This window comes from Cupriavidus taiwanensis LMG 19424 (genome assembly GCF_000069785.1).
In the GTDB taxonomy this organism is placed as follows: domain Bacteria; phylum Pseudomonadota; class Gammaproteobacteria; order Burkholderiales; family Burkholderiaceae; genus Cupriavidus; species Cupriavidus taiwanensis.
The window spans coordinates 3,223,569-3,242,731 of record NC_010528.1 but is presented as its reverse complement, the minus strand read 5'-3'; the positions used below and the strand labels follow the sequence as shown (position 1 = coordinate 3,242,731).

Genomic DNA, 19,163 nt, shown 5'->3' with positions numbered 1-19,163 from the left:
TGCGCGACAGTGCTTACTTCTTCTTGTCGTCGGTGACGACGTTACCGATAACACCGCCCACTGCCGCCCCGCCCAGCGTACCCAGGGCGCTGCCGTCCGTCAGCACGGCGCCGCCCACCGCGCCGGCACCTGCGCCGATGGCGGTATTACGTTGTTTCGGGGTCATGTCCGCGCAACCGGCAAAGGCCGCGACCGTCATGCCGATCAGGGTCACCTTGGTCAAAGTTTGCAGGGTTTTCATTGTTGGCTCCGATGTGATGATTTGTGCATGCCCGAGCGATCCGGCGGACCGGGGGACACACTGGTTAGAGTGTCGCGTTATGTCATTGGCTCCGGTCTTTACGAAGTGTTACGCCAGTGACACAGCCGGGCCCGCGCGCGCGGCTTGCGCTGACTGACCCGCCGCGGCGCGCGTGTTAACATCGACGGCTTTGCCGCAGCCCCGGGTGACGGGATGCCGGCAAATCCCTTCTTTTCCTCGATTCCGCTGCCGCCCCGACATCTGCCCGCATGACCCATGGCCTGAACCCCGCCCAATCCGAAGCCGTCCGCTACCTGGACGGACCTTGCCTGGTGCTGGCCGGCGCGGGCTCCGGCAAGACCCGGGTGATCACGCAGAAGATCGCGCATCTGATCGAGGACAAGGGTTTCGAGCCGCGCCATATCGCCGCCGTCACGTTTACCAACAAGGCGGCCAAGGAGATGCAGGAGCGCATCGCCAAGCTGATGGAGGGCAAGACCACGCGCGAGGGCAAGCGCATCCCGCTCAAGCAGCTGACGGTCTGTACTTTCCACTCGCTGGGCGTTCAGATCCTGCGCATGGAGGCGGAGCACGTCGGCCTCAAGCCGCAGTTCTCGATCATGGATTCGGACGACTGCTTCGGCCTGATCCAGGAGCAGCTGGGTACCACCGACAAGAAGCTGATCCGCGGCGTGCAGAGCACGATCTCGCTGTGGAAGAACGGCATGGTCGATCCCGAGGCCGCGATCGCGCAGGCCGCCAATGCCGACGAGCACCAGGCCGCGCTGGTCTACCGCAACTACGTCGCCACGCTGAACGCCTACCAGGCGGTGGATTTCGACGACCTGATCCGCCTGCCGGCGGAGCTGTTCGCGCGCGATGAAGCGGTCCGGCTCAAGTGGCAGAACCGCCTGCGCTACTTCCTGGTCGACGAGTACCAGGACACCAACGCCTGCCAGTACCAGCTGCTCAAGCTGCTGGCGGGCGGCTCGCACCTGCGCGCGCCGGCCTTCACCGCGGTGGGCGACGACGACCAGGCCATCTATGGCTGGCGCGGCGCCACGCTGGACAACCTGCGCGGGCTGCAGACCGACTTCCCCAACCTCAAGGTCATCAAGCTGGAGCAGAACTACCGCTCCACCGTGCGCATCCTGGAAGCGGCCAACGCGGTCATCGCCAACAATCCCAAGCTGTTCGACAAGAAGCTGTGGAGCGAGCACGGCATGGGCGATCCCATTGCCATCCACCCGATGAACGACGAGGAGCACGAGGCCGAGTCGGTGGTGTTCCGCCTGTCGGCGCACAAGTTCGAGCGCCGCGCGCAGTTCCGCGACTACGCCATCCTGTACCGCGGCAACCACCAGGCGCGGCTGTTCGAGCAGATCCTGCGGCGCGAGCGCATCCCCTACGTGCTGTCGGGCGGCCAGAGCTTCTTCGACAAGGCCGAGATCAAGGACATCTGCGCCTACCTGCGCCTGATCGCCAATCCCGACGACGATCCCGCCTTTATCCGCGCGATCACCACGCCGCGCCGCGGCGTCGGCAACACCACGCTCGAAGTGCTGGGCACGTTCGCCGGGCAGGCCAAGGTGTCGCTGTTCGAGGCGGCGATGATGGGGGGCATCGAGGGCAAGCTGCAGCCGCGCCAGCTGGAGCCGCTGCGCGTGTTCTGTGAATCGATGGTGCGGCTGGCCGACCGCGCGGCGAAGGACCCGGCCACCGAGGTGCTCGACGACCTGATGGCCGGCATCCATTACGAGGCCTACCTGTACGACAGCTTCGACGAACGGCAGGCGCAGTCGCGCTGGACCAATACGCTCGAGTTCCTCGAATGGCTCAAGCGCAAGGGCACCAAGCCGGAAGCGGCCGAGGGCGAGGAAGCCACCGGCTACGACAACGCCGACGGCTTCGGCAGCGAAGGCAAGAACCTGCTCGAGCTGACGCAGACCGTGGCGCTGATGAGCATGCTCGAAGGGCGCGAGGAAGATCCCGACGCCGTGCGGCTGTCCACGCTGCACGCCTCCAAGGGACTGGAATATCCGCACGTGTTCCTGGTCGGCGTGGAAGAGGGGATCCTGCCCCACTGCCGCGAAGACGACGACATGACCGACGAGAAGATCGAGGAAGAGCGCCGGCTGATGTACGTCGGCATCACGCGCGCGCAGCGCAGCCTGCAGATCAGCTGGTGCAAGAAGCGCAAGCGCGCGCGGGAGACCTACTCGTGCCAGCCGTCGCGCTTCATCGGCGAGATGAAGCTGGAAGAGGCGCCCGCGCCGGTCGACGCAACCCCGGCAATGAGCCCGAAGGACCGCCTCGGCGCGCTCAAGGCGCTGCTGGGCAATGGTGGCAAGGCGGTCGCCGGCTGAGCGTGCCCGGCGCCCTAGCAACGTCTAGCGCGCGCCTGTCACCGCCAGTGTCACGTACTGCGAGCCGCGCTGCCCGTGCGTGAAATCCAGCGTGAAGTCGCCCACGTCGACGCGCCCCTGCAGCGCCCGCCGCAGCTCCGCCGTGCCGCCCGGGCGCGCGCCCTGCAGCGACCGCGCCAGCCAGGCGGCGCCGATATAGCCCGCCAGGGTCGCCGGCGACGGCGGCTCGTCCAGGTATTGCTTCATGCGCGCCACGTGTTCCTTCACCACCCGCAACGTGGCCTGCTGCGGGCCCGGCGCTACCTGGGTCAGCACCAGGCCGCCGGCGTAGCCGCGGCCGAGGATCTCGCGCGCGGCATTGGCGCTGACCGAGGACAGGCCGACCAGGAACCCGTACCAACCCTGCGCGGCCAGTGCCCGGCCCAGACCGGCATAGGCCAGGGTGTCGCCGGCGACGATCACCGCGCCCGGGCGCGCGGCGGCAATGCGTCGCGCCGCCGCTTCGCCGGTGCCTTCGAGCACCACCGCCCGGGTGCCGGTCTGCGCCTCCAGCCGGGCCAGCGACGACACGGCAAAATCCGGTGCCACGGCCAGCGCGATGTGCGTCAGCCCGTAGCCGCGCAACTGCTGCGCGGCGGCGTCCAGTTCGGCCTGGTAGTCGGCGCGCGTGAACCAGACATTGTCCGCGGACAGCGCCAGCCCTGACAGCGGTGCCACGATCTGGATGCCGCGCCGGACCAGTTCGGCCGAAGACGCCAGCACGGGCAGCAGCCGGTCGCCGGGACCGAACAGCAACCCGGCCTGTTCGCTATCGGCCAGCGACACCGCCTGCGCCAGCGCGCGGCGCGGATCCGGGTCGGCATCGCGCACCACATGGCGGATGCGCATCGCGCCGCCGGCGGCATTGACGGCGTCGAACAGGACCTTGGCCCCGGCCAGGTAATCGCGCGCCAGGTCAGCCTGCGCGCCGCTGCGGTCGACCAGATGGCCGACTACCACCGTGCGCGGCGCCTGTGCCAGGGCGGAACCCACCGGCACCGCCGGCAGCGCCAGCGCCATGCCGCTCGCGGCCAGCAGCCGGCGTCGACCCGCATCTGCCGGCGGGTGTGCGCGCAGCGGTGGGTACGGCGCGGGCGTGGTGGATCGAGAGGGACGTGACATGGTTGGCAAGGACGGATCGCGCGGGCGTGGTGGCGCGCAGCGTATCCGCTACACATGACGCCAATGTGACGTCCGCGCGCATCCCGGCAGGCAGCGTTGTTGCCGGTCCGTGCCGGGCTTGACGGCGGTCAAGCTGCGGGCGCCGGCCCGGTCCTACGATGACGTGTCGCATACCCATTCCCCCGCGCCCCCCATGAACCCGTCTGCCATGACTTCCCCCGCGCTCGACCGCCGCGCGCTCTCCGACTTCCGCGCGCTGGCCGGGCGCATCGACGGCAACGGTCCGCGCTATACCTCGTACCCGACGGCCGACCGGTTCCATAACGGTCCCGACCTGTCGCTGTATCACGATGCGCTGGACGCCTGCCGCGCCGACGCGCCGGCGCCGCTGTCGCTATACCTGCATATCCCGTTCTGCGAGAACATCTGCTACTACTGCGGCTGCAACAAGATCATCACCCGCGACCACGGCCGCAGTGCGCGCTACGTCAGCTACCTGGGGCGCGAGATGGCGCTGGTGGCCGGGCGCCTGGGCGCGCGCCGCCAGGTTATCCAGTCGCACTGGGGCGGCGGCACGCCGACCTTCCTGAACCCGGACGAAATGCGCCGCGTGATGGCATTGCTGAACACGCATTTCGACCTGGCTGGCGAGGGCGAACATTCGATCGAGATCGACCCGCGCCGGGTCGACCGGGACCGCATGGCGCTGCTGGCCGAACTGGGCTTCAATCGCGTCAGCCTGGGTGTGCAGGATTTCGATGCCGAGGTACAGCAGGCCATCCACCGCATCCAGCCGTTCCAGGAGACCCGCGCCGTGGTCGACGCCGCGCGCGCGCTGGGCTTCCGCTCGGTCAGCCTGGACCTGATCTACGGGCTGCCGCACCAGACCGCGGCGCGCTTCGGCCGCACCATCGACCAGGTGCTGGCGCTGCGCCCGGACCGGCTTTCGGTCTACAGCTATGCGCACCTGCCGCACGTGTTCAAGCCGCAGCGCCGCATCGACGAACAGGCGTTGCCGCCGGCCGGCGAGAAGCTCGACATCCTGGTCTCGACCATCGAGCGGCTGACCGCCGAGGGCTACGTCTATATCGGCATGGACCACTTCGCGCTGCCCGATGACGACCTCGCGGTGGCCCAGCGCGAGGGCCGGCTGCAGCGCAATTTCCAGGGCTATTCGACGCACGCCGGCTACGACCAGGTCGGGCTCGGCATCTCGGCCATCGGTGCGATCGCGGGGCGCTACGTGCAGAACGCGCGCACGCTCGACGACTACTACGGCGCGCTCGACCAGGGCCGCCTGCCGCTGGCGCGGGGCGTGGCGATGACGGGCGACGACCACCTGCGGCGCGAGATCATCGGCGACCTGATGTGCCATGGCGTGCTCGATCTCCCCGCCATCGAGGCGCGCCATGGCATCGATTTCAACGAGGCATTCGCCGCGGAACTGGCCGAGTTGGAGCGCCTGGCTGCCGACGGGCTGGTGTGCCGCGAGCCCGGCCGCCTGACCGTCACGCCGCTGGGCCGGCTGCTGGTGCGCCGCGTGGCGATGGTGTTCGACCGCTACCTGCGCGACGACGCCGCCCAGCCTGCCGACAACGGCGTGCGCGCCGCCAACGACGGCACCCGGCCGATCCGCATCGTGCCGCGCTACTCGCGCGTGGTGTAACCCTAAACACCGATCCTTGCGGCTGGACGAAAAAAAACCCGCGCGAGATGCGCGGGTTTTTTTTGTTGCGGTCAGACCGGCTTACTTGGCGGCGTTGGCCATGTAGTCCGACGCGGCGATCACGTCGGCGTCCGGGCCGGCATAGCCGCCCTTGGGCGGCATCACGCCCTTGCCCTTGAGCGCGAAGTTGTGGACGGCATCCATGCCTTCCTTCAGGCGCGGCGCCCAGGCGGCCTTGTCGCCGAACTTGGGCGCACCGGCCACGCCGGCGGCGTGGCAGGCGGCGCAGACCTGTTCGTAGACCTTCTTGCCCACTTCGGCCGAAGCAGCTGCCGGCGCCGCGGCAGCGGCGGCCGGGGCGGGGGCGGCAGCGGCAGCCGGAGCCGCCGGCGCAGCGGGGGCCGGCGCCGCCGCGGCAGCCGGAGCGGCGGCGTCAGGCGCTGCGGCGGTGGCCGGCGCGGCAGCGGCCGGGGCAGGCGGCTCGGGGAACTTGGCGCCGCCGGCGTCGGCCAGGTAGACCACGGCGCGGGCCAGTTCGTAATCGGTGTAGTCGTCAGGCGTGCTGCCGGCGCGCGGCGGCATCGCGCCCTTGCCGCCGAGCACCGACTTCATCAGGCCGTCGAAGCCCTGGCCGATGCGCGCGGCCCAGTCTCCGGCGGCGCCGTGCTTGGGCGCGCCCGCCGCGCCGGTGGCGTGGCAGGCGGCGCAGATTTCCTTGTAGACCTGTTCGCCGGTCTTGAACACGCGCGGCGCGTTCGGATCCTTGATTTCGAGCGAGGCGACCGGCTTGATGCGATCGTTGACGGCTTCGGCGGCGGTGCTGGCGCCAGCGCTTTCGGTCGAGCCGTGTCCGACGAAGTTGACCAGCAGGATGATCACGATGATCGGCACCAGGAACGCCGCGATCACGACTGCGATCAACTGCTTCGGGGTTTTGATGGGAGACTCGTGCTCGGGGTGTTCGTTGTGGACGTCGCTCATACAGAACTCTCAGTTTTGCAGGAAACCTTCTGGCCGCTTACGCTCGGCTTGCTTTTTCTGGCCCTGGAGTGGCCCTTCGCTGACCACTATCCGGCCCCATCCGGACCGCCCGCGCTCCCCTGCGGCCCTTGCCTGACTTGGGTCTGTTGCCATTTGCGTACCTCGGACTGTCTCCCGGACCGGGGCCCGATTGTCGCCGACAAGCAGCCGCCCGGATTTGACCCTGGTCGACTCGCTGCGCCGACGGCGCGACGGGCACGATTTGACGCAAATAGCTGGCGATTATAGCGCCAAAGCCCCCCTGCCAGTGCCAAAAAGCGGCGGTTGCGAGACGTTCCCCGGCGCCCCTGTCCGTTCCGCATGGACGGCGCCCGGTAAACGCGGTATCCTATGCGACTTTCCTGCGGCGGCATTCGCCCGCCGCAACCGCTGTACCCGCAAAACCGGTTGCAAAACCGTCCTGTGCGCCCGTAGCTCAATGGATAGAGTACTGCCCTCCGAAGGCAGGGGTTGCTGGTTCGATCCCAGCCGGGCGCGCCAATCCCCACAAGCATCGTCAACTTTTCCCACCACCACTGCGAACGGCGCTTGCGTCGAAATTAGCACCCGTCTTTGGCGCCGGCACGACCGTTAGCCGCCGCCGTCATCGCCGCGCCATGTGAACGGAAAGGCGGGCGTAGAGCTGCCCCTCCCAACGTTTCCCACCCAAGTTTTCTACAAGAACGGCAATCACGCCGATTTCCACCGTCGCACAGAAGCAGGAGGATGTCGGGCGCTGCCCAAGGCTCGCTGGATAGCTGAGTTTGCATGGGGCAACAAATAATACTTGTACGCTCAAATTAATGTAGCCACAATAATTTCATGCTGATCGATTTCGACCCAGCAAAAGACCGTGTCAACCAAGCCAAACATGGCATTTCTCTGGCGGCCGCTGAATCGTTCGAATGGGACTGCGCCGTGATCGACCCGGATACCCGCTTCGAATATGCCGAGGAGCGTTTTCAAGGCCTTGGCTTGATCGGCAACCGAGTCCACATGGTCGTCTTCACGGTGCGCGGTGACAGCATCCGCATCATTAGCTTGCGCAAAGCCAACAAGCGAGAGGAAAAACGCTATGCCGACCAAACGTAAAATTGTCCGCGTCACCGACGCGGAAGACGCCGCGATCCGCCGCGCGGCTGCCTCGGATCCGGATGCGCGCGAGCTGACCGACGCCGAATTGGCACGTATGCGGCCCGCCCGGGAGGTTCTCCCCAAGATTCTGGGCAAGGAAAGGGCGGAAGCATTGATGAAGCGGCGCGGCCGGCCGGCGTTGCCCGAGGGAGAGCGCAAAGTCTCTGTCAATGTGCGCTACGACCGGGACGTGATCGACGCGTTCAAGGCCACCGGCGATGGATGGCAGACGCGCATCAACGAAGCGCTGCGCGACTACGCCAAGTCCCACAACATGCTGCCACGCTGATTTCCTGTCACGGGACGCTGGCGCACCCCGCGCACTTCCAACAGCGGCGCCTGGAGCGCCGCTGCGGTCTGCTCCCTCGCGGCAGGCTTTAACTCGCGCGACGAAAACTTTCAGCACGCGTGTGTCGGCGGCGCGCGCCGGTGCTGATAGATTCACACACTCCACCGAACCGCGCGCGCCGATGGTGCCGCTCCGCAGACAGCCATGGCGATTCCGACGAACCTCCTGCGTAGGATGGCAGCACTGGTGCTCGCCGGCGCTAGCGCCGCAGCCGTTGCCACGCCACTGAGCCTACCAGGCTCCCTGCCCAACATGGCCGGCCTCGGCGTGGGCTCGACCACCGAATTCGCCGGCGGCAAGGATCGCATGCTCGGCGTGGTGCCCGGCGTGCGCTATGTGACCGCGGGCGGGCGGCTGCTGGAATGGTACGGGCCTTATGCGCAGTTCAATTTCGGCGGACTGACGGGTTTCCAGTGGGGGCCCGCGGTTGGGCTGCGACTGGGCCGCAACAACGTCGACGATCCGGTCGTGGCGCAGGTGCATGAGATCGACACCACGGTGGAGGCGGGCGGGTACATCGGCTATGAATACCTGAGCCCCGGGCGTGTCCCGTGGCGGCTCCGCGGCGGCATCAACGTGATGACCAATGCCGGCATCGTCTACGGCGGCAGCCGCGTTACCGCCACCGGCACCTTCTGGATGCCGCTGCACCAGCGCATCTACGCGGGCATGGGCCTGGGCGCAACCTGGGTCAGCGGCAGCTTCAACCGTACCTACTTCGGCGTCACCCCGACGGACTCGGCCGCCAGCGGCCTGCCCGTCTACAGCCCGGGCGGCGGGCTGGAGCAGTTTACGGGCTGGCTGGCGATGATCTACCAGTTCGACAAACACTGGTATGGCGGCGCGATGGTCTACGCGCAGCGCCTGGCCGGCGACGCGGCCGAAAGCCCCATCGTGACGCAGCGCGGCACGCGCAACCAGATCACCTATGGCATCGGCCTGGCTTATTCGTGGCGCTAGCGCGGTCCGGCGCGAACCGTGCTTGCTATGATGCAGCCATGGTCGACGAGCTGGTTATTCCCCACCACGAATACCTGGTTACCGCGATCCGCGCGCAGGGCGCGGGCGGGCAAAACATCAACAAGGTATCCAATGCCGTGCACCTGCGCTACGACGTGCGGGCATCTTCGCTGCCGCCTGACCACAAGGAACGCCTTCTGGCCCTGCATGACCACCGCATCACGCGCGACGGCGTGGTGGTGATCAAGGCGCAGCAGTTCCGCAGCCTGGACCAGAACCGGGACGAGGCGGTGCGCCGCCTGCACGAGCTGGTGCGCAGCGTGGCCACGCCGCCGCGCGTGCGCCGGCCGACGCGGCCGACGCTGGCATCCCGCCAGCGCCGGCTGGAGAGCAAGAGCCAGCGCAGCCAGGTCAAGGCGCTGCGCGGCCGCGTGTTCGACTGAGCCCTGGCGTCAGCGCGCCGACTGCAGCGCGGCGATGCGCTGCTCGATCGGCGGGTGGCTCGAGAACAGCGCCATCCACGACTTGCCGCCGGCGATACCCATCGCCTGCATGTTCTGCGGCAGCCCGTCCGGGTCCAGCCCGCCGAGGCGGCGCAGGGCCGCGACCATCGGCGTGGGGGTGCCCATCATGCTGGCGGCGCCGGCGTCGGCGCGGAACTCGCGGCGGCGCGAGAACCAGGCCACGATGATGCTGGCCAGGATGCCGAACACGATTTCGCACACGATCACCGTGACCATGTAGCCGATGCCGGGGCCGCTCGACTCTTCGTCGTTCTTGCGCAGCATGGAATCGACGAAGTAGCCCACCACGCGCGCCAGGAAGATCACGAAGGTGTTGACCACGCCCTGGATCAGCGTCAGCGTGACCATGTCGCCGTTGGCGACGTGGGCGACCTCGTGTGCGAGCACGGCCTCGACCTCTTCATGCGACATCGATTGCAGCAGGCCGGTGGACACCGCTACCAGCGAGCTGTTCTTGGTCGCGCCGGTGGCGAAGGCATTGGGCTCCCCCTCGTAAATGGCCACTTCCGGCATCGGCAGGCCGGCACGCTGCGCCAGCTTCTCGACGGTCTGCACCAGCCACAGCTCGGTGCTGGTGCTGGGGTGGGTGATGACCTGCGCGCCGGTCGACCACTTGGCGATGGTCTTGGACATCAGCAGCGAGATAAAGGCGCCGCCGAAGCCCATCAGCGCGGCAAATGCCAGCAGCGTGCCGAGGTTCAGACCGTTGGCGGTCAGGAAGCGGTTCACCCCGAGCACGCTGGCGGTGATGCTGAGGACAAGCATGACGGCGAGGTTGGTCGCCAGGAAAAGCAGTACGCGTTTCATGTGTGTGTGGAGCAGTGGTAGGTCGCGCCGTGTGGCGCAGGGACGCGGTCGGACCGCAGGCGCGCGCCGCACTCGTGCGCGGCACGCGGGTTCGGCGGGCGCGGCCTGGCCGCGCCGTGGGGAATCAGGCGCGCGGCGGTCGCGGCAGCCGCGGCAGGTCGGGTTCGGGCAGCAGGGCGCCGGCATAGCGCGGCGGCCCCGCGCGGCCGGACCAGGGAGCCAGGCGCAGCGGGGCGGCCGGCAGCAGTTGCTCGGCCAGGTCGGCGCCGGGCTGCCACTGCGGCTCGGCGGCTTCGGGAAGCGGCAGGGGATCGTTCGCCGGCTCGCCGGTTACGGCGGCCTGGTGCGCACCGTCGGCGCCGGCGACATCGACGTCGGCATCGACGATCGCAGCGCCAGGTACGCCCGCGGCTGCGGTGGTGGATACCACGGCGTGCGCGAGCGCGGCCGCCCAGCCCGGCAGGGGCAGGAAGGCCAGCATCATGACCAGCAGGAGCAGCCGCAGGGCGCGCACGAAAGGGGACGGCTTATCGGTGGAAGTGGAAGGAATTCTACAGGATGCCGCAAGGCGCTGGCGCCGCCGTGGCGGCGGTATCACACCGACGACTCGGACGACACGGACGGTTGCGGCGGCTTCGCCACCGTCTGCAGGATGCCGCAGGCTGGCCTACACTATCGTCAACCCTGTAGTCGTTACAGGGTACGACGAGGAACAGGCTAATGCGTATCGGCGAACTGTCACGGTCCAGCGGCTGCGATGTCGAGACCATCCGTTACTACGAGCGCGAAGGGCTGCTGGACGCCCCCCGGCGCGAGGCCAATGGCTACCGCCGCTATGACGAGGCCCATGTCGTGCAACTGAACTTCGTGCGCCATTGCCGTTCGCTCGGGATGAGCCTGGCCGACGTCAGGCGGCTGCGCGAGTTCGAGCGCAACCCGTCGCAGGACTGCGACGACATCAACACGCTGCTGGATCGCCAGATCGCCCAGATCCATGCCCAGCGCGTGGCGCTGGAGTCCCTCGAGGGCCAGCTGCGCGCGCTGCGCGAAACCTGCCGCCATCACCAGCCCGCCAGCGCCTGCGGCATCCTGCAAAACCTGCAGCAGGCCGCGGCCGGGGCGGGCTGCGAGTGCCATGCCACCAATGGGTGAGCACCCCGAACCCGGCGCTGTGCTACGATGGTTGCTCCGGCTTCGCACCAGCACGGTGCACGGACCGGGGCAGCAAGGCAGGTGAGCCACCACTTCCAGGCTCGCCGTTACAGCACGCCATCCGCTGCCGCTTATCCATTTCCGCCCTGACCATGACCGATCGCCTGACGCCGATGCCCGATGCGCCTGTCCGCCCGCTGCGGACCGGCCGCGCGCCCGCGTTCGCGATCGCCCTGGCCCCCAGCCTGCCCCAGCGCCCCAAGCGCGCGATGTCGCCCCGCCGGATCAGCGCACCGCCTGATTCCGCCCGGTTCCCAGCCTGATTCGTCTCCCATAGCGGGGCCCGGGCCGAACCGGGCCCGAGCCAGCTTTTCCGTTGTTGCCGGCGATCGCCGCAACGCTTTTCCGATTCGTTGATGCGCGCGCCGCTGCGCGGCACGCCAACCCGCAAGACCTGACCGCCGCCGTCTGCCATGCAGGCCGGCCGCGCCCACCCACGACTGCCGGAGGACCCGCCATGACGGCCACCAAGACCCAGACCGCCACCCTGTACCTGACCGAACTCGACGTCACCCGCCTGGAGCGCATCGCCAGCCGCGCCGGCTCGGCCCAGCTCGAGGACATGCTCGACAGCCTGCTGGCACGCGCCACCATCGTCGCGCCCGAGGAGATTCCGACCGATGTGGTCACCATGAACACCCGTGTGGTGTGCACGCTGCCGGGCGAGCAGGCGCCCCGCAACTGGACGCTGGTGTATCCCGACGCCGCCGACTTCGACGCCGGCCGGCTTTCGGTGCTGTCTCCGGTCGGCCAGGCGCTGCTGGGCGCGCGCGCCGGCGAGACCGTCAGCTACCGCCTGCCCGATGGCCGCGAACAGCAGGTGCAGATCGCCGAGATCGCATTCCAGCCGGAAGCCGCCGGCCAGTACACGCTCTGAACCCGCCCTCGGGGGTGCGGCCGCCGCCACGCGGCTGGCTCCGTGGCGGCGTGTCGCGGGCGATCCGCGGACACCATTCATCGGCAAGCGAGTCGTTTCACGACTCGCAACGCACCATTCGTCGCAGCGGTATTTCTGCTGGCGCGGGCTGTGACTAATCTTCAGTCCGTGCTCGCATCGCAACATAGATTGCAGAGCGGCCGGAGTCTTATCCCGGACCTACAAGAAAGAACGACGAAATCAGTTGAAGGAGTCCCAAATGATCGCCAGACGTATCCTTGGCGGCGCGCTCGTGTTCGCGGCAGTGGCCGCGTCCGCTACGGCGATGGCTGCCCCCGCTGCCAGCAAGGTTGGCAAGTTCGATGTGTATGCCGACGCGCTGCGGGTCGGCAAGTACGATGTGTATACGGACGGCGCCAAGCAAGGCAAGTTCGACACCTACACCGACGGCGCCCGCACCGGCCGCTTCGATCCGTACTCGGAAGGCTCGCGCCGCGACGGCAAGTTCGACACCTTCAGCGAAGGGGCGCACAGCTTCAGCGGCGAGATCTCGAAGCGCGGCAAGTTCGATACCTTCAGCGAAGGCACGCACACCTTCACCGGTGACGTGGCCGAACGCGCGCTCGACAACTCGCGCTCCGGCGACGGTTCGCTGTACGGCTATCGCGTCTGATACCCCGGGTCTGCTCATGACCCGACGCGGCCACCGCGGGTGGCCGCAAATTTTCTCTCCCGCCTGCCCGGCCGACCTCCTCCTCCTTCTCTATTCGCCTGGCAGGCGTTTTTCTATTCCGCAGGGCTTGCTGCTGCCGCAGGTTCCGGCGCCGGCCGCGCACGCGGCAAGCGGCGCGCGATGGCCGCGTACAGCAGCGGCACCGCCAGCGTGCCCAGCACCGTCGCGCCCAGCATGCCGCCCAGCACGCCGGTGCCGACCGCCTGTTGCGCGCCCGCGCCTGGGCCGGTGCTGATCGCCAGCGGCACCACGCCCAGCACGAACGCCAGCGAGGTCATCACCACCGGACGCAGCCGCTGGCGCGCCGCGCGCGTGGCGGCCTCGACCACATCCATGGCGCCCGCGGCGCCGCGCCGCAGCTGCTCGGCATATTCGACGATCAGGATGGCGTTCTTGGCCGCCAGGCCCATGATCACCACCACGCCGACCTTGAAGTAGACGTCGTTGGGCATGGCGCGCAGCCAGATCGCGGCGGCCGCGCCCATCAGGCCGGTGGGCACGATCGCAATCACCGCCAGCGGCAAGGTCCAGCTTTCATACAGCGCCACCAGGCACAGGAAGATAAACAGCAGCGACAGCGCGAACAGCCACGGCGCCTGCGTGCCGGTCTGCTCCTGCTCGTAGGCGCGCCCGGTCCAGCGCACGTCGAATTCGGGACCCAGCTCACGCACGAGTTCCGCCAGCCGCGTCATCGCCGCGCCGGTGGTGTAGCCCGGCGCCACTTCGGCATTGATGCGCACCGAGCTGAAGCCGTCGAAGCGCTCCAGCGTGACCTCGCCTTGCCCCCATTCCAGCGAAGCAAACGCGGCAAGCGACACCATCGCGCCCTGGGCGTTGCGCACGTGTACGCGGGCAAGCTGATCCGGGTGCATGCGGAACGGGGCGTCGGCCTGCAGGATCACGCGCCGTACCCGGCCTTCGCGCGCCACCTCGTCGATATAGCGCGAGCCCAGCGTCGCCGACAGCGTGTGGTGCACGAGCTCGGCATCGACGCCGAAGGCCTCGGCCTTGGGGTAGTCGAACTTCAGGTCCAGCGCCGGTACCGGCTGGCCGGTGGTGGCGCGCACCTCGCCCAGCACCGGGTCTTGCCTGGCGCGCTCGATCAGCTTGTCGCGCGCGGCGAACAGCGCCTCGCGCCCCACCGGCTGGCGCGCCACCAGGCGCATGTCCAGGCCGCCGATGCTGCCCAGTTCCGGCAGCGCCGAGCTGTTGTAGGCGAACAGCTGCGCGGCGCCGCGGCCGGGCCAGCTTTCCAGGCCGGCCGAGAGCCGTTCCAGTACCGCCTGCGCCGACTGCCCGCGCCCGCGCACCTTCCAGTCGGTCAGGCCGATGAACAGGCTGGCGCGCTGCTCGCCGCTGCCGCCGCTGCTCCAGCCCAGCACGGCAAAGCTGGAACGCACCGGGTAGTGCTGGTCGCGCATCCACTGCTCGAGGCTGGCGACCAGGCGTCGCGTGTCGGCCTGCGTGCTGCCGGCGGGCAATTCCACATCGACCACGATCTCGCCGGTGTCCTCTTCGGGCAGGAAACCGCTGGGCATTTTCCACAGGGCATAGCCGCACGCCAGCGTCAGCGCCAGGTACACCGCCAGCCAGCGCAGCCGCCGCCGCTGCAGCGCCTGTACCCAGCCGGCATAGCGCGCGGTGAACGCGGCAAAGCGCGCGTCGAACCACGCCAGCGGTCCGCGCGCCGGCGCCGCGCTGTGGCGCAGCAGGCTGGCGCACATCGCCGGCGCCAGCGTCAGCGCAAAGAACAGCGAGAACGCGATCGACACCGCCAGCGTCACGGCGAAATGCCGGTAGATCACGCCCACGGCGCTGCCGAAGAACGCCATCGGCACGAACACCGCGCACAGCACCAGCGTCACCGCGACCAGCGCGCCCGAGACTTCGCGCATCGAGCGCGCCGCGGCCTCCATCGCGCCGACGCCATCGGTGCGCATGATGCGCTCGACGTTTTCCACCACCACGATGGCGTCGTCGACCAGGATGCCGATCGCCAGCACCACGCCGAACAGCGTGATCACGTTCAGCGACAGGCCCAGCGCATACAGGCACGCGACCGTGCCGAGCAGCGACACCGGCACCACGATGCAGGGGATCAGCGTGGCGCGCAGGTTGCCGAGGAACAGGTAAAGGATCAGGAACACCAGTACCGTGGCCTCGATCAGCGTCAGCACCACGCGCGAGATCGACGCCTGCACGAAGGTGGCGCCGTCATACGAGATCTCATAGCGCACGTCGCCCGGGAAGCCCTTGCTGGCGGCATCCAGCGCCGCGCGCACGGTACGCGAGGTCTGCAGCACGTTGGCGCCGTCGGCCAGCTTCAGGCCGATCGAGGCGGCGTTGCGCGTGTTCAGCGTGGAGCCGTAGCGGTAGTCGCTGGCGGCAAGCTCCACCCGCGCCACATCGCGCAACAGCACCGCCGAGCCGTCGGTGGCGGCGCGCACCACGATGCGCCCGAACGCCTGCGCGTCGCTCATCGGCGCCGGCGGACGCACGATCGCCTGGAACGGCTGGCCCGGCACGGCCGGCGCGCCGCCCAGCTGGCCCGGCGTGACGTTGCCATTGCGCGCGCGGATCGCGGCCTCGACCTCGGCCGTAGTCAGGTTGAAGGCGTTCAGCTTGTCCGGGTCGAACCAGATCCTCAGCGCGTACTCGGCGCCGTAGGGCTCGGCCTTGCCGATGCCGGGCAGGCGGCGCAGCAGCGGCAGCACCGAGCCCGCGGCAAAGTCGCCTAGCGCGGTCTCGTCGAGCTGGCCGCTGTCCGACACCAGCGACACATACATGAAGGCGCTGCTGCTGGCCTGGTCGACATAGACCCCGCCGCGGCGCACCGCCTCGGGCAGCAGCGGTTCGGCCTGGGCCACGCGGTTGCGCACGTTGACCTGCGCCAGCTGCGGGTCGGTGCCCTGGCGGAAGCCCAGCGTCACCGTGGCGGTGCCGCCCTCGCTGCTGGAATCCAGGTAGAGCAGGCCCGGAATGCCGTGCATCTGCTGCTCCAGCACCGCGGTGACGCGATCCTCGACCGTGCGCGCGGACGCGCCGGGGTAATCGGCATAGATGATCACCGTGGGTGGCGCCACCGCCGGATACTGGGCGATGGGGATGCGGTTCAGGGCCAGCAGGCCCGCCACCACGGTCAGGATGGCCAGCACCCAGGCAAACGCCGGGCGCTTCAGGAAAAACGACGCCATGTCAGGTCAGGGCTGGCACGGGCGCACGGCAAGTGAAGATCGCCGTGGCTCCGGTGCGGTTGGAACGGAACGGCTTGGGTGCGGAGACGCCGCAACGACTGCGGCAATGGCGCGTACCGGTGGTACGGGGGTCCGGCGGGGAAGGGACCCGGCGCTGCGGCGGGGAAGACCGGTGAGGATCGACGCCGGCGACCGGCCGTCATACTGCGGCCTTGCCGGCGATTATAGACAGGGAAGCCGGCCGGGACAACGCAAACGTCACATTGTCGGCCCCCACCAAGGTTGGGATGAGGCCGGGAACTACAGGTCGCGCGCGGCGAAGGCGTCGCACTTGCGGATGTCGCCGGACTCGATGCCGCGGCGCAGCCAGCGCACGCGCTGCTCGCTGGAGCCGTGGGTGAACGCTTCCGGTACGACATAGCCCTGGGACTGCCGCTGCAGCCGGTCGTCGCCGATCGCGGCGGCGGCCTTCAAGCCTTCTTCGATATCGCCGGGTTCCAGCAGCTGCTGGTTGGCGCGCTGCGCGGTAGCGGCCCACACCCCGGCGAGGCAGTCGGCCTGCAGCTCCATGCGCACGGACAGCTGGTTGGCCTGCGCCTGGCCCATGCGCCGGCGCGCGTTGTCGACCTTGTCCGAAACGCCGAGCAGGTTCTGCACATGGTGGCCGATCTCGTGCGCGATCACATAGGCCTGGGCAAAGTCGCCGCCGGCGCCGAAGCGCTGGCGCAATTCGTCATAGAAGGCGAGGTCGATATAGACCTTCTGGTCGCCGGGGCAGTAGAACGGACCCATCGCCGACTGGCCGGTGCCGCACGCCGTCGGCGTGGCGCCGGAGAACAGCACCAGCGTCGGCGGCGCATAGCGGCGGTTGAGCTGCGTCTCGAAGATGTGTTGCCAGGTGCGCTCGGTATTGCCCAGCACCCTGCGCGTAAAGACCGTCATCTGGTCCGTTGCCGGCGGCCGGTTGGCCTGCTGCTGTTGCTGCGGCGGGCCGGAGCCCTGCAGCACCGACGCGCCCTGCATGATCAGCATCGGATCGATGCCGAAGAAATACGACGCCGCCAGCGCGATGATGACCGTACCGATGCCGATCGACTTGCCGCCAAGACCGCCGAATCCGCCGCGGCGGTCTTCAACGTGCTGGCTTTCGGCTTCGTCGTCTAGGCGCATGGGGGCTCCGGGGCTTGGCAAAGAGGGCAGGGGAAGTGGAATCCAGTATAGCAATCCCCGCTTCGGTGCTGGTCGTGGCGCCGCGCCGGGCCGGCGGACGCACGCGCCGGCACGCCAAAAAAAACACCGCCCACTCGCCCTGGAGACGGGCAATGCGGGCGGTGTGCGGCAAAGCGAAGAAACCGGGTTTGCACCCGGTTCCGTCATGGCGTGGTCGTTCCGCAGCGGGAACGCGCGGGCGCGCGCTCAGGCCAGTGCGGCCTCGCGTGCGGCAGGCGCGGCAGCCACCACGCTGGCGCTGACTTCGGCCACGCGCAGCAGGTTGGTGGTGCCGCCCTGGCCGAACGGCATGCCGGCGGCGATGGTGATCTGGTCACCCGGCGCGGCATAGCCTTCGGCGACCGCGGCGCGCGTGGCGGCTTCGACCATTTCGTCGACGCTCTGCACGTCCGGGCTCACGGTGGAGTGGATGCCCCAGGCGATCGCCAGCCGGCGCGCAATGTCCAGGTTGGGCGTGATGCTGACGATCGGCGCGCACGGCCGCTCGCGCGCGGCGCGCAGCGCGGTCGAGCCCGACGAGGTATAGGTCACCGTCGCCGCGGCGCCGATGATGTGTGTGACTTCGCGCAGCGCGGCGCAAATGGCATCCTGGCGCGTGTTCAGCGGGGTCTCGTGCTGGGCGTCGAGCAGGTTGCGGTACAGCGGGTCGCGCTCGACCTCGGTGACGATGCGGTTCATCATCGAGACCGCCTGCACCGGGTAGCGGCCGTTGGCCGACTCGGCCGACAGCATCACGGCATCGGCACCTTCATAGATCGCGCTGGCCACGTCCGAGGCTTCGGCACGCGTCGGCACCGGCGAGTCGATCATCGATTCGAGCATCTGCGTGGCGATCACCACCGGCTTGCCCAGCTGGCGGCACACGCGCAGGATGCGCTTCTGCACGCCGGGCACGCGCTCGGGCGGCAGTTCCACGCCGAGGTCGCCGCGCGCCACCATCACCGAATCGGACACCCGCACGATCTCTTCCAGCTGCTGCAGCGCTGCCGGCTTCTCGATCTTGGACAGGATGCCGGCACGGGTGCCGACGATCTCGCGCGCCTCGACGATGTCGGACGGGCGCTGCACGAACGACAGGCCGATCCAGTCGGCGCCAAGCGACAGCGCGAAGTCCAGGTCCTTGCGGTCCTTCTCGGTCAGCGCGGGGATGGGGATCACCGCGTCGGGCACGTTCACGCCCTTGCGGTCGGACAGCGAGCCGTTGTTGGCGACGCGCGTGGTAATGGTGCCGGTGGTCACCGACTCGATCGCCAGGCGCACCTTGCCGTCGTCGATCAGCAGCGACTGGCCGGGCTGCGCGGCCTGGAACAGCTCCGGGTGCGGCAGGTAGACGCGGGTGCCGTCGCCCGGGGTCGGGTCGCTGTCGAGCACGAACACATCGCCGGTGCGCACCGCGACCTTGCCGGCGGCGAAGGTGCCAATGCGCAGCTTGGGGCCCTGCAGGTCGGCCAGCACGGCGATGGGGCGACCGGTCTCGGCCTCGACCTGGCGCACCGCGTCGTAGCGCGCGCGGTGGTCCTCGTGCGTGCCGTGGCTGAAGTTCAGGCGGAACACGTCCGCGCCGGCCTCGAACAGCGCGCGGATCACCGCGATGTCGGTGCTGGCGGGGCCGAGCGTGGCCACGATCTTCGCTTTGCGCTGGCGTCTCATGATGTCTCCTCTTCGATTCTCGGTAGCGGCGCGTCGGCG

The 19,163-nt window shown here is 68.8% G+C and carries 17 protein-coding genes and 1 tRNA gene; 10 read left to right on the top strand and 8 right to left on the bottom strand.

All coding sequences use genetic code 11. The features are described from left to right. Positions 1-13: 13 nt before the first annotated feature. On the bottom strand, positions 14-241 hold the full coding sequence (locus RALTA_RS15025) for a glycine zipper 2TM domain-containing protein (RefSeq protein WP_012354259.1): 228 nt from the start codon (positions 239-241) through the stop codon (positions 14-16). Between the two features lie 269 nt (positions 242-510). Here RALTA_RS15025 and RALTA_RS15020 point away from each other — a divergent pair, with 269 nt between their 5' ends. After that, on the top strand, positions 511-2,607 hold the full coding sequence (locus RALTA_RS15020; protein WP_012354258.1) for a UvrD-helicase domain-containing protein: 2,097 nt from the start codon (positions 511-513) through the stop codon (positions 2,605-2,607). Positions 2,608-2,631: 24 nt separating this feature from the next. On the opposite strand, the gene RALTA_RS15015 is transcribed toward RALTA_RS15020, so the two are convergent. Then, on the bottom strand, positions 2,632-3,666 hold the full coding sequence (locus RALTA_RS15015) for an ABC transporter substrate-binding protein (RefSeq protein ID WP_012354257.1): 1,035 nt from the start codon (positions 3,664-3,666) through the stop codon (positions 2,632-2,634). Between the two features lie 295 nt (positions 3,667-3,961). On the opposite strand from RALTA_RS15015, the gene hemN reads away from it, so the two are divergent. Beyond that, on the top strand, positions 3,962-5,434 hold the full coding sequence (gene hemN / locus RALTA_RS15010; RefSeq protein ID WP_050976462.1) for an oxygen-independent coproporphyrinogen III oxidase: 1,473 nt from the start codon (positions 3,962-3,964) through the stop codon (positions 5,432-5,434). A gap of 81 nt (positions 5,435-5,515) precedes the next feature. On the opposite strand, the gene RALTA_RS15005 is transcribed toward hemN, so the two are convergent. Further along, positions 5,516-6,415 carry a c-type cytochrome gene (locus tag RALTA_RS15005; protein WP_012354255.1) on the bottom strand — a complete coding sequence of 300 codons (900 nt, stop codon included), beginning with the start codon at positions 6,413-6,415 and terminating at the stop codon, positions 5,516-5,518. A 464-nt stretch (positions 6,416-6,879) separates the two neighbouring features. On the opposite strand from RALTA_RS15005, the gene RALTA_RS15000 reads away from it, so the two are divergent. The 5 genes from RALTA_RS15000 to arfB all read left to right on the top strand — a co-directional run bounded on the left by RALTA_RS15000 (position 6,880) and on the right by arfB (position 9,340). After that, positions 6,880-6,955 (top strand) — tRNA-Arg (locus tag RALTA_RS15000). A 321-nt stretch (positions 6,956-7,276) separates the two neighbouring features. Continuing rightward, complete coding sequence (locus RALTA_RS14995) at positions 7,277-7,546, top strand: BrnT family toxin (RefSeq protein ID WP_012354254.1); 270 nt, start codon at positions 7,277-7,279, stop codon at positions 7,544-7,546. Beyond that, positions 7,530-7,877 carry a BrnA antitoxin family protein gene (locus RALTA_RS14990; RefSeq protein WP_012354253.1) on the top strand — a complete coding sequence of 116 codons (348 nt, stop codon included), beginning with the start codon at positions 7,530-7,532 and terminating at the stop codon, positions 7,875-7,877. The genes RALTA_RS14995 and RALTA_RS14990 overlap by 17 nt, the downstream gene beginning before the upstream one ends. A gap of 312 nt (positions 7,878-8,189) precedes the next feature. After that, positions 8,190-8,897, top strand: coding sequence for a MipA/OmpV family protein (locus RALTA_RS14985; RefSeq protein WP_157877131.1), 708 nt, complete (start codon positions 8,190-8,192; stop codon positions 8,895-8,897). 38 nt (positions 8,898-8,935) lie between these two features. After that, positions 8,936-9,340, top strand: a complete 405-nt coding sequence (gene arfB / locus RALTA_RS14980) for an alternative ribosome rescue aminoacyl-tRNA hydrolase ArfB (RefSeq protein ID WP_012354251.1) — start codon at positions 8,936-8,938, stop codon at positions 9,338-9,340. A gap of 9 nt (positions 9,341-9,349) precedes the next feature. Here the strand turns inward: arfB and htpX are convergent, their stop codons facing one another. Beyond that, positions 9,350-10,228: a protease HtpX gene (gene htpX / locus RALTA_RS14975; RefSeq protein ID WP_012354250.1), complete on the bottom strand. Its 879-nt coding sequence runs from the start codon at positions 10,226-10,228 to the stop codon at positions 9,350-9,352. Between the two features lie 124 nt (positions 10,229-10,352). Continuing rightward, positions 10,353-10,742 carry a hypothetical protein gene (locus tag RALTA_RS14970; protein WP_012354249.1) on the bottom strand — a complete coding sequence of 130 codons (390 nt, stop codon included), beginning with the start codon at positions 10,740-10,742 and terminating at the stop codon, positions 10,353-10,355. Between the two features lie 206 nt (positions 10,743-10,948). Between RALTA_RS14970 and RALTA_RS14965 the strand changes: the two genes are divergently transcribed. The 3 genes from RALTA_RS14965 to RALTA_RS14955 all read left to right on the top strand — a co-directional run bounded on the left by RALTA_RS14965 (position 10,949) and on the right by RALTA_RS14955 (position 12,990). Further along, positions 10,949-11,380 carry a Cd(II)/Pb(II)-responsive transcriptional regulator gene (locus RALTA_RS14965; protein WP_012354248.1) on the top strand — a complete coding sequence of 144 codons (432 nt, stop codon included), beginning with the start codon at positions 10,949-10,951 and terminating at the stop codon, positions 11,378-11,380. A 517-nt stretch (positions 11,381-11,897) separates the two neighbouring features. After that, complete coding sequence (rnk, locus tag RALTA_RS14960) at positions 11,898-12,317, top strand: nucleoside diphosphate kinase regulator (RefSeq protein WP_012354247.1); 420 nt, start codon at positions 11,898-11,900, stop codon at positions 12,315-12,317. 259 nt (positions 12,318-12,576) lie between these two features. Next, positions 12,577-12,990, top strand: a complete 414-nt coding sequence (locus tag RALTA_RS14955) for a hypothetical protein (protein ID WP_012354246.1) — start codon at positions 12,577-12,579, stop codon at positions 12,988-12,990. A 113-nt stretch (positions 12,991-13,103) separates the two neighbouring features. On the opposite strand, the gene RALTA_RS14950 is transcribed toward RALTA_RS14955, so the two are convergent. The 3 genes from RALTA_RS14950 to pyk all read right to left on the bottom strand — a co-directional run bounded on the left by RALTA_RS14950 (position 13,104) and on the right by pyk (position 19,124). Next, positions 13,104-16,244, bottom strand: coding sequence for an efflux RND transporter permease subunit (locus tag RALTA_RS14950; protein WP_012354245.1), 3,141 nt, complete (start codon positions 16,242-16,244; stop codon positions 13,104-13,106). Positions 16,245-16,544: 300 nt separating this feature from the next. Further along, positions 16,545-17,414, bottom strand: a complete 870-nt coding sequence (gene ypfJ / locus RALTA_RS14945) for a KPN_02809 family neutral zinc metallopeptidase (RefSeq protein WP_012354244.1) — start codon at positions 17,412-17,414, stop codon at positions 16,545-16,547. Between the two features lie 246 nt (positions 17,415-17,660). Next, positions 17,661-19,124 (bottom strand): pyruvate kinase, encoded by a 1,464-nt coding sequence (gene pyk, locus RALTA_RS14940; RefSeq protein WP_012354243.1) that lies wholly within the window; start codon positions 19,122-19,124, stop codon positions 17,661-17,663. Between the last annotated feature and the right edge of the window lie 39 nt (positions 19,125-19,163).

What these genes read in the sequence shown, in the direction of transcription:
- RALTA_RS15025 (WP_012354259.1), bottom strand. Translation starts at nt 241, where the DNA reads ATGAAAACCCTGCAAACTTTGACCAAGGTGACCCTGATCGGCATGACG.
- hemN (WP_050976462.1), top strand. Translation starts at nt 3,962, where the DNA reads ATGAACCCGTCTGCCATGACTTCCCCCGCGCTCGACCGCCGCGCGCTC.
- htpX (WP_012354250.1), bottom strand. Translation starts at nt 10,228, where the DNA reads ATGAAACGCGTACTGCTTTTCCTGGCGACCAACCTCGCCGTCATGCTT.
- RALTA_RS14990 (WP_012354253.1), top strand. Translation starts at nt 7,530, where the DNA reads ATGCCGACCAAACGTAAAATTGTCCGCGTCACCGACGCGGAAGACGCC.
- RALTA_RS14985 (WP_157877131.1), top strand. Translation starts at nt 8,190, where the DNA reads ATGGCCGGCCTCGGCGTGGGCTCGACCACCGAATTCGCCGGCGGCAAG.
- RALTA_RS15005 (WP_012354255.1), bottom strand. Translation starts at nt 6,415, where the DNA reads ATGAGCGACGTCCACAACGAACACCCCGAGCACGAGTCTCCCATCAAA.
- RALTA_RS14965 (WP_012354248.1), top strand. Translation starts at nt 10,949, where the DNA reads ATGCGTATCGGCGAACTGTCACGGTCCAGCGGCTGCGATGTCGAGACC.
- RALTA_RS14955 (WP_012354246.1), top strand. Translation starts at nt 12,577, where the DNA reads ATGATCGCCAGACGTATCCTTGGCGGCGCGCTCGTGTTCGCGGCAGTG.
- pyk (WP_012354243.1), bottom strand. Translation starts at nt 19,124, where the DNA reads ATGAGACGCCAGCGCAAAGCGAAGATCGTGGCCACGCTCGGCCCCGCC.
- RALTA_RS14950 (WP_012354245.1), bottom strand. Translation starts at nt 16,244, where the DNA reads ATGGCGTCGTTTTTCCTGAAGCGCCCGGCGTTTGCCTGGGTGCTGGCC.
- RALTA_RS15015 (WP_012354257.1), bottom strand. Translation starts at nt 3,666, where the DNA reads ATGGCGCTGGCGCTGCCGGCGGTGCCGGTGGGTTCCGCCCTGGCACAG.
- RALTA_RS14995 (WP_012354254.1), top strand. Translation starts at nt 7,277, where the DNA reads ATGCTGATCGATTTCGACCCAGCAAAAGACCGTGTCAACCAAGCCAAA.
- RALTA_RS15020 (WP_012354258.1), top strand. Translation starts at nt 511, where the DNA reads ATGACCCATGGCCTGAACCCCGCCCAATCCGAAGCCGTCCGCTACCTG.
- arfB (WP_012354251.1), top strand. Translation starts at nt 8,936, where the DNA reads ATGGTCGACGAGCTGGTTATTCCCCACCACGAATACCTGGTTACCGCG.
- rnk (WP_012354247.1), top strand. Translation starts at nt 11,898, where the DNA reads ATGACGGCCACCAAGACCCAGACCGCCACCCTGTACCTGACCGAACTC.
- ypfJ (WP_012354244.1), bottom strand. Translation starts at nt 17,414, where the DNA reads ATGCGCCTAGACGACGAAGCCGAAAGCCAGCACGTTGAAGACCGCCGC.